Annotated in this window: 12 protein-coding genes; 4 read left to right on the top strand and 8 right to left on the bottom strand. The window is 41.0% G+C overall.

Annotated features, from left to right (window positions below; all coding sequences use genetic code 11):
• The 3 genes from ABZA00_RS12240 to ABZA00_RS12230 form a co-directional block, all read right to left on the bottom strand.
• On the bottom strand, positions 1 to 264 hold a 264-nt coding region (locus ABZA00_RS12240; protein WP_372882449.1), incomplete at its 3' end, for an NUDIX hydrolase.
• A 35-nt stretch (positions 265 to 299) separates the two neighbouring features.
• On the bottom strand, positions 300 to 1004 hold the full coding sequence (locus ABZA00_RS12235; RefSeq protein ID WP_372882448.1) for a tRNA (adenine(22)-N(1))-methyltransferase TrmK: 705 nt from the start codon (positions 1002 to 1004) through the stop codon (positions 300 to 302).
• A gap of 3 nt (positions 1005 to 1007) precedes the next feature.
• Positions 1008 to 3197: a Tex family protein gene (locus ABZA00_RS12230; RefSeq protein WP_372882447.1), complete on the bottom strand. Its 2190-nt coding sequence runs from the start codon at positions 3195 to 3197 to the stop codon at positions 1008 to 1010.
• A 236-nt stretch (positions 3198 to 3433) separates the two neighbouring features.
• On the opposite strand from ABZA00_RS12230, the gene ABZA00_RS12225 reads away from it, so the two are divergent.
• The 3 genes from ABZA00_RS12225 (at position 3434) to ABZA00_RS12215 (ending at position 7490) form a co-directional block, all read left to right on the top strand.
• The gene (locus ABZA00_RS12225; protein WP_372882446.1) at positions 3434 to 4813 is read left to right on the top strand and encodes a DUF3943 domain-containing protein; all 1380 of its coding nucleotides are present in this window, start codon (positions 3434 to 3436) and stop codon (positions 4811 to 4813) included.
• Between the two features lie 315 nt (positions 4814 to 5128).
• Complete coding sequence (focA, locus tag ABZA00_RS12220) at positions 5129 to 6640, top strand: formate transporter FocA (protein ID WP_372882445.1); 1512 nt, start codon at positions 5129 to 5131, stop codon at positions 6638 to 6640.
• Positions 6641 to 6959: 319 nt separating this feature from the next.
• Positions 6960 to 7490: a CBS domain-containing protein gene (locus tag ABZA00_RS12215; protein ID WP_372882444.1), complete on the top strand. Its 531-nt coding sequence runs from the start codon at positions 6960 to 6962 to the stop codon at positions 7488 to 7490.
• A gap of 19 nt (positions 7491 to 7509) precedes the next feature.
• Here ABZA00_RS12215 and ABZA00_RS12210 read toward each other — a convergent pair whose 3' ends face one another.
• The 5 genes from ABZA00_RS12210 to ABZA00_RS12190 all read right to left on the bottom strand — a co-directional run bounded on the left by ABZA00_RS12210 (position 7510) and on the right by ABZA00_RS12190 (position 13516).
• Positions 7510 to 8445 (bottom strand): LysR substrate-binding domain-containing protein, encoded by a 936-nt coding sequence (locus ABZA00_RS12210; RefSeq protein ID WP_372882443.1) that lies wholly within the window; start codon positions 8443 to 8445, stop codon positions 7510 to 7512.
• A 407-nt stretch (positions 8446 to 8852) separates the two neighbouring features.
• A complete protein-coding gene (locus tag ABZA00_RS12205; protein WP_372882442.1) occupies positions 8853 to 10352 on the bottom strand; it encodes a carbon starvation protein A in 1500 nt (499 codons plus the stop codon).
• 304 nt (positions 10353 to 10656) lie between these two features.
• Positions 10657 to 11385: a two-component system response regulator BtsR gene (gene btsR, locus ABZA00_RS12200; protein WP_372882441.1), complete on the bottom strand. Its 729-nt coding sequence runs from the start codon at positions 11383 to 11385 to the stop codon at positions 10657 to 10659.
• Positions 11378 to 13087 carry a LytS/YhcK type 5TM receptor domain-containing protein gene (locus ABZA00_RS12195; protein WP_372882440.1) on the bottom strand — a complete coding sequence of 570 codons (1710 nt, stop codon included), beginning with the start codon at positions 13085 to 13087 and terminating at the stop codon, positions 11378 to 11380. Before ABZA00_RS12195 ends, btsR begins: the two co-directional genes overlap by 8 nt.
• Before the next feature lie 222 nt (positions 13088 to 13309).
• Positions 13310 to 13516, bottom strand: a complete 207-nt coding sequence (locus ABZA00_RS12190) for a cold-shock protein (RefSeq protein ID WP_372882439.1) — start codon at positions 13514 to 13516, stop codon at positions 13310 to 13312.
• 439 nt (positions 13517 to 13955) lie between these two features.
• Here ABZA00_RS12190 and ABZA00_RS12185 point away from each other — a divergent pair, with 439 nt between their 5' ends.
• Complete coding sequence (locus tag ABZA00_RS12185) at positions 13956 to 14423, top strand: tetratricopeptide repeat protein (RefSeq protein ID WP_372882438.1); 468 nt, start codon at positions 13956 to 13958, stop codon at positions 14421 to 14423.
• Positions 14424 to 14839: the final 416 nt, after the last annotated feature.

Here is a 14839-nt window from a genome sequence, read left to right as displayed (position 1 = left end):
GAACTCTTCGTATAAGCCAAAATCTTCTATATCACGAATATTTTGCGCACCGGTTTCCTCCTGCAGCTCACGTATTAATCCTTCCAGCAAATTTTCGTTTTCATCAACCCCGCCGCCCGGCAGGGTGTAATCATGGTAACGGGCGGTATAAAGCATTAATATCATCTCCCCCTTTAGGACGATCGCGCGGGCAGCATTACGCACAAATGTGCTTTGATCTAAAGTGAGGATGTCGGGGTGAACAGCGGTTTTGAGCAGGCGCATAATAAGACTCTGGAATAAATTGGCCGATGATAATATCAGCAGGCAGGTTGAGATTGAAGCAACTTTTGATATTGCTTAATGATCTCGCTTACCTTGTGCTGCGGACGGCGGGCAATACGCTGATAATGGGCGATGGTTTTCTGTAAATAAAGTAGGTGCTCCTCTCTGGAAAAATCCCACATGGTGGAGCCGACTTTTGAGATAGGCGACTCTGCGTTTAATGCCACATGCAGTATTTCATAACCGCGTTTATTTTCAATCAGCAGTCTTTCAGTGATCAATCCTAACCGCCTGCTGATTAAAAACTCACGGACCTGATAATTATGCTGTACCGGGCACAATAAAAACTCTAACCGGTAATGGCTGAATTTGCTCAAAATGGCTTCCACCAGCTTAATGGTCAATTCACCGCCCACACCGGCAATGATAATCAGGTGATTATCTTTTTCAGGACATTTCGACACCCTGGCCAGAGGTAATTTTTCCACATCGCAGCAATGCACCGCCCACTCACTTTGCTGCGGCTCAGCCCCATAATATTTATCAAGATCATCTTTTAATTGATTTAATATAGCCGGGACAATGTCGACAAAATGAACGGTCTCAGCCGCCTGCCGCTGTAGCAGGGTTAAGCCGAGAAAACCATGATCACAGCAGCAGTCCCAAATATGCAAATACGGCCGGGTGATCATGTTGTCGATTATTTGTAAACGCCGACTTAACTTAATCTTATAATGCATCGGTCAGGCAGCCTTCTCTTCAAGGCGCATACTCAGGGCAATACGTTTTCTCTGCAGATCAATCTCGACCACCCGCACCTTCACTAACTGTCCAACTTTTACGATGGCAAAAGGATCACTGACAAATTTATCTGCCAGTTGCGATATATGCACCAATCCATCCTGATGTACGCCGATATCCACAAAGGCACCGAAATTGGTAACGTTGGATATCACTCCCTGTAAAATCATCCCCTCCTGCAAATCAGCAATATTATTAATATTTTTTGCAAAGTCAACACGCTTAAACTCTGGCCTTGGATCACGTTTGGGTTTGGCCAGTTCGCTGATAATATCTTTGACACTGATAACACCAAAATTTTTATCTGCATAGTTATTGGCATCGATAGAATTTAACAAATTACTGTTATTGACCAGCTGTTTTACCTGTACCTGTTTATCTGCTGCAATTTGTTTTACCAAATCATAAGCTTCCGGATGCACCGCTGAATTATCCAGAGGATTAAGTGCATTTGTGATACGTAAAAAACCGGCACATTGCTGAAAAGCTTTACCGCCTAAGCGTGGTACTTTTTTAAGGGATGAGCGAGACTTATAAGCACCATTTTGATCCCGATACTGGACAATATTTGTAGCAATGGTTTGATTCAACCCGGCAACATAAGAGAGCAATGAAGGTGAAGCGCTGTTTAAATCCACACCAACTGAATTAACACAATCTTCCACAACACTATCAAGGCGCTGACTTAAACTTTTTTGATTGATATCATGCTGATATAAACCCACTCCGATAGCTTTGGCATCGATTTTAACTAATTCGGATAAAGGATCCTGCAGGCGTCGCGCAATAGAGATAGCCCCGCGGATGGCAACATCAATATCCGGAAACTCCTTTGAAGCAAGCTCCGATGCGGAATAAACCGATGCCCCCGCCTCACTGACCATTACTGTGGTAATATCCAGATTATTTTCTGCTAATGTCGCGCGGATAAAGTCATCGGATTCACGTGATGCAGTGCCATTGCCAATGGCGATAAGCTCAACTTGATGCTCTTTAATCAGTTGCATAACAATCTGTGCTGCTTGTTTAATTTTATTACTTGGCTGATGCGGATAAATAGTCTGATAAGCCAATAATTTACCGGTCGCATCAACAACAGCTAATTTACAGCCAGTACGCAAACCGGGATCCAGGCCTAAAGTTACTTTCGCACCAGCCGGGGCCGCCATCAGTAAATCTTTTAAATTTGACGCAAAGTTATCCATGGCATTTTTATGTGCACTCTCTTTTAAAAGTGTGATTAACTGTGTTTCCATCTGCCCGCTTAATTTACTCTTCCAGGCTTTCTGAATCACTTTTTTACGCCAGTTATCATCTGATAATTTTAACCAGGAAAAACCTAAATGATGTGCAATCAGACTTTCACAATAGGAGGTTTTGATTTTTTTATCCTGTTTAGGGTCAGCATTTAAGGATAATTTAAGCAACCCTTCTGTTTTACCGCGCAGGACAGCCAGCAGACGGTGTGGCGCTATTTTATTTAAAGACTCCTGATAATCAAAATAGTCCTTAAATTTTACCGCCTGCTGCTCTTTACCCTTAACAACGCTGCACTCAAAAGCCGCATTGGCCAGCAGATGCCTGCGTAGTTTTTCCAGCAAAGCGGGATCGGTAATAATTGACTCCATCGCTATAAACAAAGCACCTTCAAGCACGCTTTCAGCGTCTGCAAATCCTTTGCTGGGATTCAGGAAATCACTGACCAGCCTTTGCGGATCACAATCACCCTGTTGCCATAATTTATCAGCCAGCGGTTGAATACCCGCTTCAATAGCTAATTGCCCTTTGCTGATACGCTTACTTTTAAAAGGAAGATAAAGATCCTCCAGCACACTTTTATGAAAACACTGCTCGATTTTACGCTGCAGATCGGCACTTAGTTTTCCCATTGAAGAGATGGCTTTTAAGATGGTCTGGCGACGGGCTTCCACTTCACGTAAATAGATTAAACGTGTTTCTAATAAACGCAGTTGAATATCATCTAAGCCCTGGGTGGCCTCTTTGCGGTAGCGTGCAATAAAGGGGACAGTATTGCCATCATCATAAAGTTCAATAAAAGCGTTGACCTGAGCGTTTGATATGCCCGTTTCATTGGCAAGTTGCTGATTAATTAATGCTGTATTTGTATTCATAATATTCTTTTTGTGTTTTGTTATGTTGATATTTAATCATAATCATTAATTCACCCATCACATTTTTGTATTTTATGAGGCTGTGTAGCTAAACTACTTGAAGATGTTTGAATCAGCAAGTTGCACGTTAATTCAAAGGCTATACTTGATGTGGACGATGCGGTTATTTTATATGAATAACAGAGACCGCAGCAACGTTCAATGACAGTAACTATCTCAAACACGGGGAAACATTTTTGTTAAAGCTAAAAAAACTGTGCTGCCCTGCTATTTACCTGGTTATGCTTACCCTGCCAACACCGCTGCTGGCAGAGCCAGATGCAACTGAAACAATCTCTTATTATACACCAGCAAGCAACTCGGTTTGGGAAACGAAAAATATTGAACCTGGTTTTTACGACTCCCCTTATACAATATCACTGTTTAATGCCCAACATGGTGAAGATTCTGAACGTCTATTAGATCAAACTTACACTGTGCTGGGTTCGGGATTCGGGGTGCTTGGGGTCTTTGCATTAATGCCAACCTCAGTGACCAACTGGCAGGAGCAGGATGAAAGTCTTGCCAACAAGTGGCTGGATCATGTCAAGCAGAGTCCGGTATGGGATCGCGATGACTTGTATCTAAATGTACTTGGGCATGGATATTTTGGTGGTGTGTATTACCAGTCAGCACGAAAATCCGGATATCGTCAATGGGACTCCTTTATCTACTCATTTATGATGTCCACTTTTTACTGGGAATATGGAATGGAAGCTTTTGCTGAAACGCCTTCAATTCAGGATTTAATCCTCACGCCAATCTTAGGTTGGGCGTATGGTGAGTGGGCATTCAAAACCGAACAGGATATTTACCGCAGTGACGGTAAATTGTTTGGTTCCACGCTGTTAGGTGATAGCGCCCTATTTCTCCTGGATCCGGTCGATACTATCGGGCGCAATGTAAATTACCTGCTTGGCAGAGATATTTTAAAAGCAGGGACAGGATATTTCACCTATCAGCAGGGTAAAGCGGGTTATGGCGAGCAGGTAGAAAACCAAGTTGGATTGCAGATACACTACAGTTATGGCATTGATGATAGCCACGCCTCGGCGGGGATCAGCAATAAACGCAACAAACACTCAACTTTTACAACAAGGACAGTTGATCCTGTCACCACGGGCATTATAGGATTCAGTGCAGGTGCTATTTATGTAAATCCGAACCGCAAGTGGGGGCTTAGGAGTGGTTACGGTCAACAATGGTCACTGGGCTTATATTTCACTAACAATATATCGACACGATTAAACTACAGCACGGCACAATTAAAAGACAAAGTGAGCAATGAGTCTGTTAAGTACGAAAACTATGGTTTAGATACACAATATTATTTTAATCATAACCAAGGTCTGCGCCCTTTTATTACCAGCGGTTTTGGTGAAACCATGTATCAAGAATCAGTTGACAGCAAAACATTTCAAATAAATGCCGGCTTAGGCTTACATTATAAGCTAAATAACAAATGGTCAGTACAGAGTGATTGGCGTTTTGTTTACACACCCGAGTTAAATACAGATGAAAACCAGTTCAGCACTTCGCTTCTATACCGGTTCTCTGAAGGGGAAGTCTCCCGCTGATTAAAAACAGTAACCAAAAAATATTTTTTTCATTTCCCGTAAGATCCTCATTACCTTCTATCAATAATCTTTAATACCCGATGCCTGTTGGCGTGCATTGGATAAATCCAGACTGCTGCCTGATAAAATTTCCACCATCAATATCTTTGAATATGAGCATAAAAACTTCCCAATATTAATTCAAAAACCTTTGCCCTATTGTATCTGGGCGTTGAACAACAACGCTGATAAACACTTTCTAAAGGGATTCATTTATGAAAAAAAACACACTAACCAAACCACTTATTGGAGGCCTGATTTATCAGGGAAAATATTATGCCTACTAATACATCTCTACAATGCGTGCAAACCATCGGCTCTTTACCTGCAGTTAAAAAAAATCCGCTGCAGACGGTAGAAGAATACGGAATAAGCAAAGTTGCTAAAAAGACTGCAAAATCATTTTCACTCGCTATTTTTGCCGGTGCTTTTATTGCCATTGCCTTTGTTTTTTATATCACAGTCACCACAGGAGCTGCCGGTGCGCCATGGGGAGTGATGCGCTTTACCGGTGGTCTCGCTTTCAGCCTTGGATTAATTTTGGTTGTTGTTTGCGGAGGTGAGTTATTTACCAGCACGGTATTAACAACGGTTGCCTGGGCACAAGGCTTATTTTCTACGGCTGAGTTAATGAAATGCTGGGTACGTGTATATTTTGGCAACCTTGTTGGCGCCGCCTTAATGGTCACACTTATTATCACTGCTAAAATGCATTTATTAGATGATGGCAGCTGGGGTATTAATGCCTTACATATCGCCCAGCATAAACTGCACCATACCTGGGTACAGGCTTTTACACTGGGAATATTGTGTAATCTATTAGTTTGTCTGGGTATCTGGATGACCTTCACCACGAAGGATATCTTAGCCAAATCAATGCTTTTAATTTTACCGGTAGCGATGTTTATCAGTAGCGGTTTTGAACATAGTATCGCTAATATGTTTATGGTGCCATTAGGGATTATGATTAAAACAATCAGCTCCCCTGAGTTTTTCAGCAGCCATGGATTATTGGCAGCAGAGTTTGCTGATTTAACCTGGTCAAACTTTATCGCACACAACCTGATTCCTGTCACCCTCGGTAATATCGTTGGCGGTGGTGTTTTTGTTGGATTGGGTTACTGGTTAACCGAAAAAGACAGCAAGCACGCAAACCTGCAACCGCAAACAATCCATGCCAATCCGATAATCAACTCAGAACAACCACAAAATTTATTCACCAATAAGCCATCAACTAATTCTGGAGAGAAAAATATTATGAAAACAGCATTAAACAACTTAACCGTAAACGACGTGATGGACCAAAATCCACTTGTACTAACAGCAGATGAGTGTATTTATAAAGCGCTTTCTCTACTGGTTGAACATAATATTAAAGGTGCGCCGGTCGTTGACCAGCAGCAGCTGTTAATTGGCTTCGTATCACAACAGGACATTTTAAGATTTTTATGGTCAGAAGAATACTCAATCAAGTTATCAGTGACTATATCAGCCGTGATGCAGACTGAGATTTTATCGGTTGATTATCAACAACCAGTATCTGCGCTGCTGGAGTTTATGGTAGTGGACAAAGAAGCCCTGTTCCCGGTAAGCAACACAGGTATTTTAAACAGTTATAAATACCAAAGTTACGACCAGCGTTTAAAAGGTGCCGCGGCGAAACGCCCTTCTATTTATCCGGTGGTTAACCAGGGTGTGGTATGCGGTGTGATTAGCCGTAGTCAGATTGCAAAACTTATCACAACACACTATTACCCTGATGATAAAAAACAAGTAGATGCTGCGTAATACTATCAGCTGAAACGATCAGCAAGGATGAAATAGATTGAGCCTGTTTTATCCTTGTTTAAATAACCTCAACCCTGGATAATGGAATATAAATTCCCTTTAATATCAATGCATTAAAGATTTTCATTATACAGTACTGTTAGTTTTGTATAGTTCAAGGCGAATCATCGAAGCAATAGCTGGCTATTGGGAGATGATTTAAAGCAGAAATACGCGAAAATAACGGTGCTGTATCGATTTGCTTATCCAGAATTGAGGTTAACTATTTAAAATGCATTAAAAATAGCAGAATTGATTAACTTGCAGAGAGAAAAAGAGAATGTTAAGCCGATTAAATAACCTAAGCGTTCATGAAATAATGGAGCACAACCCGCTAATATTATTAGAAACAGATTCTATTTATCAGGCACTTTCAAGATTAACAACACAAAATATTGAAGGCGCTCCCGTGGTCAATCACCAGCAGCAACTAACCGGGTTTGTTTCTCAGCAGGATATTCTCAGGTTATTATGGGCAAATGAATATTCAAGTGAATTACAAGCGGATCTGAGCAAGGTAATGCAAACCAGCATTCTCACCGTTGAACTGACGCAAAAAATACCTGCCTTGCTGGAATTTATGGTCGTCGATAAACTCGCCTTATTTCCGGTGGATAGTGCCTCCCTGCTAACAGACTATCATTACCAGAGTTATGAACAGCGCTTAAACAAAGCAAGCGCGCAACAGCCCTGCACTTATCCTGTTGTTCACCAGGGTAAGGTTTATGGAGTAATAAGCCGCTGTCAAATCGCCATGCTTATTACGCAGCAGCTTGTTGTTACTAAAAGAGAACAAAAAGATGCCGCGTAACAATATCCCAAGCTTAATACTACGGATAAACTAATGCAAGATGGGTGTTGTCCATCTGCTTTTTATAACGCCTGACCAGCCTGCGGGCCTCTGCAACAATACAATCACGAAGCGGGTTTTCACCGGCATCTTTTCGCCATACAAAAGACAAATTGCGCTTCATATCCAGCTCCGGTGTCGGCAAAATGACCAGAGACCCTTCATTCACTTCTTTAATCACATCCAAATAAGGTAAGCATCCCAGGTAAAAACCATTTCTAACCAATGCTTTGATAACTGAAACACTCTGGTACTCTTTCCAGACATGTATATCATCAATTTCCCCATGTACCGCACCGTCAAAAATATGACGCGTACCAGATCCCTGTTCGCGCAGTATCCATTTTGCCTGTTCAAGCTGCGCGAGGCTTACCGTCTGATGCCTTGCATAGGAATGGTTGGGATTGGTAAAAACCACAAGATGGTCTTCCAGCAGGGTTTCCTGGTGCATACGATGGTCATCATTACGCCCTTCAATCACTCCCATATCATAATCATGATTAATAATACCCTGAATTACGTGCTCGGTATTCTCAACCATCAGATCAATTCTTAATTCAGGAAAATCAGTATCAATTTTACTGATAAGCGAAGGCAGAATATGTTCTGCCGCCGTTTGGCTTGCAGAAAGCGAAAATTGTCCGCTAATTGACTGCTGGTCGTGCAGGCCCAATTCAATTTGCTGGGCATCCTGTAATAACTTCTTCGCTTTAGGGCGCAACCAGCGCCCCCAATGGCTTAATAGCAGGCGATTTCCCTGACGAACAAACAGTGGCCTGTCCAGAACATTTTCAAACTGGGAAAGAGACATGCTTACAGCTGATTGTGTCATGGATAGCTTGCGCGCAGCCGCACTCACGCTTTCCTGGCTGGCAACGGCATCAAAAACAGCCAGTTGTTTTAAAGAATATTTCATCAACTTACCTTAGGTAATAGCGTATAACAATCTGGGTTAATATTATATAAATTTACAAGCAACCAAGTATCAATTTAATTGATACTTAGTTAATCTGAATTTTAGCTATAATTTATTGTTTTTACAAAACTTAACGGATTAATTTTGTACATAAAATTTAAATAAAAAAGTTTTAAGGAAGTTAATAGGTAGAAGCGGCATTACATGGTGGGTAAAACGCGCCCTCTGTTGCTTATATGCCCATGTTACCTCAAAATGCTTTGTCAGAGTCCAGGGCAAGGCATCTTGATGTATCATGGGTATAGTATTATGCGAAATGGTATCAGAGAGCACACTTTTTAAAAGACGAAAAAAATGGTTATCCGTTTTGAATAACCATTTTTAGTAAGTTAATGGATTAAAGGGAATTAGTTAGTCTCATTGACAACTTTACTGACTGCTTCAAGCGACTCTTGCTCAACATACTCATCTTCCAGTATTTTACCTTTAGAACGTTTAATCACATAGGTAGTCACCATAAGCATTGCTAACACTCCGGCGGCGGTAGACACATCCATTGCCAACCCGAACCCAAGCGTCGCATTATTTAAGATGAAAGTGATACATACTGTGGTCATAAACATTGCCGGAACCGTTGTGATCCAGTGGAATTTATTATGGCGCAGCAGGTATGCAGAAGCAGTCCATAACATCATCACAGCTGTGGTTTGATTGGCAAAGCCGAAGTATCTCCAGATAATACCAAAATCAACCTGAGTCAAAATCGCGCCTAAAACAAACAGCGGCATTGCCATTAATAAGCGGTTGCGGATTGATTTCTGCTCCATATTGAAATATTCAGCAAGAATTAAACGGCTTGAACGAAATGCAGTATCGCCCGATGTAATAGGTAAAATAACCACACCTAAAAATGCGACAATACCACCGAACACACCTAACAGACCAATCGATGAATTGTAGACAACACTGCCTGGGCCACCGTTACTTACCGCCTCTGCCAGACCGTCTACCGAACCGAAGAAAGACAAAGCTAATGCACACCAGATTAGCGCAATGATACCTTCACCAATCATTGCTCCGTAAAATACGAAACGGCCATTACTTTCATTTTCAATGCAACGCGCCATTAAGGGAGATTGTGTGGCATGAAAACCGGATATTGCACCGCAGGCAATGGTAATAAACAGTGCCGGCCATAAGGGCAGATCATGCGGATTCATGTTGACGAACATTTGGCTTAATTCATAATCACCCAATAAAGTATGCTCACTTGAGAATACCAACGCGGTGATCAGACCGACTGACATAAATATCAATAACGCACCAAAGAAAGGATAAAAACGACCAATTACTTTATCAACCGGTACGATAGTTGCGATAACATAATAAGCGAAGATAATGGCTACCATAGTAGTCATAGACATAACGATATCAGTTTGTGAATTAACCAGATTGGTTATCATGCCCGCCGGTGCAGACACAAATACAACGCCAACCAATAACAGTAATACCAGCGCAAAAATGTTCATGAAATGTTTTGCTGTTGGCCCGAGGTATTTACCCGCAAGGCTGGGCACTGATGCCCCGCCGTTACGGACAGATAACATGCCCGAGAAATAATCATGCACCGCGCCGGCAAAAACACAACCGACTACAATCCAAAGCATCGCTGCCGGCCCGTATAACGCCCCCATAATTGGACCAAAAATAGGACCGACGCCGGCAATATTCAATAACTGAACCAAATAAACTCTTTTACTTTTCATCGGCACAAAATCAACACCGTCCTGTTTGCTAAAGGCAGGCGTTGTACGATGTTTTTTTAAACCAAATACTTTTTCAACAATTGACCCGTAGATATAATATCCACCGAGCAGTGCGGCAACACAAGTTAGGAACCAAAGCATATTATTCTCTCTATTATTCAAGTTAGTTAATAATGGATAACAGATGTCAAATAGCAGTGTTGATATTCAATGTTATGATGCAAAATTATTAGCGAAGTCTGATAACTGCGATAACAATTTTGCATCATAAGCAAACATCTTTGCGGATGCGGCACTACTCAAAACAAACTGTTATACCATCACACACTACACCTATCGAAAATTGATTCATTAACAAAAAAGCTCAGTGGTCATATAAAAATTTAAACGGTCGTAAATAAAATTTAGTGGTTTTGCCAGATAATAACAATTCGCTAAACATACCTTAAGAAAGGGCAAAACGGTCCTTTAAGGCTTTTAAATAACGGCGACTGACGGGCGCGACTGCGCCATTACAGGTGATTATTTCTGCGAGGGAATTTTCCAGTAATTTTATTTCACGGATAGTGGTCGGATTAATCAGATACTGGCGGTGACAGCGTATCAGAGGGGTTTTTTCTTCCAGCACTTTTAAACTCAATGAACAGCTCATTTTATTACCGCCCTTAAGTGATTCATTGCTCACCACGTGCACACCGCACTGATCTGAATAAGCCATTTCAATGTCCTGCGGTTTAATTAATAAAACCCGGTTATAGCCTGCACAGGGTACTAATTCCAACTGCGCACTGGTGACTGAAGTGAAATCCCGGGTGATAACTGAGGAATGCAGACGTTTCAGGGTTTTTTCCAGGCGCGATGGCGCAACAGGTTTTAATAAATAATCAATGGCATTATCTTCAAAGGCTTTCAGTGCATATTCATCATAAGCAGTCACAAAAACAACCTGCGGCATCTTTTCCGGATCAAGCATACTGAGCAGCTCTAAACCGGTTATCTGCGGCATTTGAATATCTAAAAAAATCACATCAGGTTTAAGCGCATGGATCTGTTTAAGCCCCTCGATGGCATTCTGACAACTGGCGACAATCTCAACTTCACCGGTTTCATTTAATAATTGAATCAGCTCTTCACGGGCATATACTTCATCATCTATCACAATCGCTTTAAACATTAGCACTCTCATTGATATTATTATTGACTAAGGGGAAGATAATCTCGGCGGTAGTTGATTCGCCTTTTTTACAATGCATCTGCAATCCAAACTCTTCTCCGAAGGTGTTTTGCAGACGTTTATTGACAATCTGCAAACCTAAACCGGAATGGTTAATGCCTTCCACATAGGTACCTGCGTTATCGATCACCTGCAGTTTTATATGCGGGAAATTATTGTGACTGAATAATGCTCCGGTAATGGATATTTTGCCATTTTCTAATAATGTTGATGTACCATGCTTGATCGCATTTTCAACTAAAGGCTGCAGGGTAAACGTCGGCACATAAATATTTAAAACCGACTGATTAACAGAAAAATCAACTTCTAAACGATCCGAAAAACGCGCAAGTTCCACTTCAAGATAGGAGGTGATATGCGCAAGCTCCTCTTTGATCGTCACTCTTTCAATATTATTTTTTAAATTACGCCGGAAAAATAACGATAGATGCTGAATCAGATCCCGTGCTTTATTGGGATCTTTACGGATCACTGCACTGATGGTATTTAATGCATTGAATAAAAAATGCGGATTAACTTGGGCCTGCAGTAAACGTAATTCAGCTTGGGTTAATAGGGTTTTCTGCTCGATATAGCGCCCGGTTAAGATCTGATTTGATAACAATTTTGCCAATCCTTCACCGAGGCTGCGATTCAGTGAAGAAAACAGTTTCTGCTTTCCTTCATAGAGTTTGATTGTTCCCAGCACCTGCCCGTCTCCGCCAAGTAAAGGAATGACCAGCACCGCACCTAATTTGCATTTATCATGTAATGAACATTGATATTTGATTTCATAACCGTCCGCGTAAAACAGCTCTTTGTTTGTAATCGCGCGACGCGTATATTCAGATGAGATTATCGTGCCGGGGCGGTGATGATCCGCCCCCAAGCCGATAAAAGCGAGTATTTTATCGCAATCGGTAATCGATACTGCGCCTACGCCGGTTTCTTCATAAATAATCTGGGCGATTTTTTTGGTGGTTTCCGGATTAAAACCTTCACTTAAAATACCGACTGATCGCTGTGCAATCTTCAAGGCCTTACTGGAAAAAGCCGCTGAATACTCTTCATAAATGGCTTTTCTATCCTGAATAATACTGATAAACAGCGCGGCGCCAAATGCATTGGCAATTATCATTGGCGGCGCAATGGCCTGCACCAAATGCCATGCCTGATCAAATGGCTTGGCCACCAGCAGGATAATACTCATCTGCATAATTTCAGCCGCCACTAAAACAAAAAAAGCAACTTTTGGATTAAATATTTTATCAACCATACCACGGCGAACGTAATAAAGATGAATTAAGCCGCCAAACAAACCTTCCGCTGTGGTTGAAATAGCACAGGCCAAATCGGTAAAGCCGCCCATACTGTAACGATGTAATCCCCCGGTCAAACCAACGGCAAAACCAACCAACGGGCCTCCCAATAATCCGCCTAATACCGCACCGATGGCGCGCGTATTGGCAATTGCATTTTCAATCGTCAGACCAAAATAAGTCCCTAAAATACAAAATAAACTAAACAGCACATAACACGCTATACGCTGCGGAAAATGACCGGATACGGTCGTTAGTGGCATAAACAAAGGCGTTTTGCTTAATAAATAGGCAATCACTAAATACACACTTAACTGCTGCAATAGTGAAAAAATAAGTTCCATACAAGGCTCATTATTTGATAAGGGTTTACAGGGAATATAACCTTTTTTGCCGTTATTATAAAATAAGTAATTTAAGCAGAGATTTCTGAAGACATCTATAAGTGTTGGATAGCGGGACTGAATCCTCACTTTTTAAAAGACAAAAAAAATGGCAAACCCGTAAAGGTTTACCATTTTTTTTATGTTTTTTAGCGCATTCAGGCGCTAAAATATCGAAGCAAATTATAGAGCTACGATATTTTCTGCTTGCGGGCCTTTTTGACCTTGGCTTACAGTGAATTCTACTTTTTGGCCTTCAGCTAAAGTTTTGAAACCTTCGCTTGCAATAGCACTGAAGTGAGCGAATACATCTGGACCAGATGCTTGCTCGATAAAACCAAAACCTTTAGCTTCGTTGAACCACTTAACCGTACCTTGAACTTTAGACATAATAATATCCTGTAATTTTAAAATATAAGATTGCCTCGAAAGGCTTGAATAGCGTAAAAAACAGACTGGAACTTAAAAACTACAGAGCGAGGTATTATTAATAAAACAACGAAGTGGAGTATGTAAACAATAGGCTTTCTTTCTTGCTGAGCTGAACTTTATAGAGCCCGAAGCATAAAGTCAACACTGTTTGTTAAATAATCATCAATAATTATAAATGACCGTAATCGGAATTTGCAATTTTAACTCAGGCTGTATCCATTTGGCTCAGAGAAAGTTAATGCCAGGCATTAATCAGCAGCTTTTTATCCGCTTATTTAGATTAACAGCGATTAACGCCACATTAAATATTTTAACTGTTGATTATTTTTTCAGCATTCCCTTTTCATCTTATTATGGTATTGTGTTGTTGTCTTGATGACTTTTTTAAGGAAATATTATGCGTAAATTAGTTGGTTTCATGTTATTGATTTTTACCGCTCTTTCTATCAATGCTTCTGATTTTCAAAGTAATTTAAAAGCAGCACAACAAGGAGATGCAGCTGCTCAATATGCTCTGGGTGTTTTGTACAGCAATGGCGAAGGCGTCCAGAAAGATGATAAACAAGCATTCACCTGGTACAGAAAAGCTGCTGAGAAAGGCCATGCGCAAGCTCAATTTAATCTCGGAATCGCCTATGCCACCGGCGCAGGTGTTTTTCAAGATGATAAACAAGCTGTAACCTGGTACAGAAAAGCTGCTGAGCAAGGTCATGCGCAAGCCCAATTTAATCTCGGAATAGCCTATGCCACCGGCGTGGGTGTTTACCCGGATAATAAAAAAGCCTATATGTGGTTTAATTTATCCCGCCATAATGGTTTGGAACTCCCCGATAGTCTGGACTTTTTAAGCAAAGCGATGGCTTAACACGCTATAAATGAAAATTAAAGCATGATTTAATTAAAGGCTGCCTGGTGGTAGCCTTTTTTGTATCTGTCATACCTGCTCCATGTAGAAACAACAAAATTGTTAAGCACTGGGATACCATTAACATCATCCCGGCGCAGTCTGACTGGAATAAAGTAACGGTAAGTGCGGTTTAAATAATCTTAATATTGCAACTGCAAAGATTGCTGCATTGCGGCCTTGTTGAGTTTTACAGGAGGATAATACATAACAACACTTTGTAAAAAAATGATGTTATACCAATCATACTAAATAAGTGATCATTTTAAGATGGTCTAAATGTCCAAGTACAGCGTTGCTTTCAATCCCAATAGCCTGCTATTGCTCAATCAAGCGCCTTGTTCTTGAAAATTTATCCTCACTGAAATTTGATCACT

Origin of the sequence: Psychromonas sp., from assembly GCF_041586535.1 — a bacterium.
Lineage (GTDB): Bacteria > Pseudomonadota > Gammaproteobacteria > Enterobacterales > Psychromonadaceae > Psychromonas.
The sequence above is the reverse complement of the archived record's forward strand: the minus strand, read 5'-3'. Positions and strand labels throughout refer to the sequence as shown.

What these genes read in the sequence shown, in the direction of transcription:
- ABZA00_RS12235 (WP_372882448.1), bottom strand. Translation starts at nt 1,004, where the DNA reads ATGCATTATAAGATTAAGTTAAGTCGGCGTTTACAAATAATCGACAAC.
- ABZA00_RS12230 (WP_372882447.1), bottom strand. Translation starts at nt 3,197, where the DNA reads ATGAATACAAATACAGCATTAATTAATCAGCAACTTGCCAATGAAACG.
- focA (WP_372882445.1), top strand. Translation starts at nt 5,129, where the DNA reads ATGCCTACTAATACATCTCTACAATGCGTGCAAACCATCGGCTCTTTA.
- ABZA00_RS12215 (WP_372882444.1), top strand. Translation starts at nt 6,960, where the DNA reads ATGTTAAGCCGATTAAATAACCTAAGCGTTCATGAAATAATGGAGCAC.
- ABZA00_RS12210 (WP_372882443.1), bottom strand. Translation starts at nt 8,445, where the DNA reads ATGAAATATTCTTTAAAACAACTGGCTGTTTTTGATGCCGTTGCCAGC.
- ABZA00_RS12205 (WP_372882442.1), bottom strand. Translation starts at nt 10,352, where the DNA reads ATGCTTTGGTTCCTAACTTGTGTTGCCGCACTGCTCGGTGGATATTAT.
- btsR (WP_372882441.1), bottom strand. Translation starts at nt 11,385, where the DNA reads ATGTTTAAAGCGATTGTGATAGATGATGAAGTATATGCCCGTGAAGAG.
- ABZA00_RS12195 (WP_372882440.1), bottom strand. Translation starts at nt 13,087, where the DNA reads ATGGAACTTATTTTTTCACTATTGCAGCAGTTAAGTGTGTATTTAGTG.
- ABZA00_RS12190 (WP_372882439.1), bottom strand. Translation starts at nt 13,516, where the DNA reads ATGTCTAAAGTTCAAGGTACGGTTAAGTGGTTCAACGAAGCTAAAGGT.
- ABZA00_RS12185 (WP_372882438.1), top strand. Translation starts at nt 13,956, where the DNA reads ATGCGTAAATTAGTTGGTTTCATGTTATTGATTTTTACCGCTCTTTCT.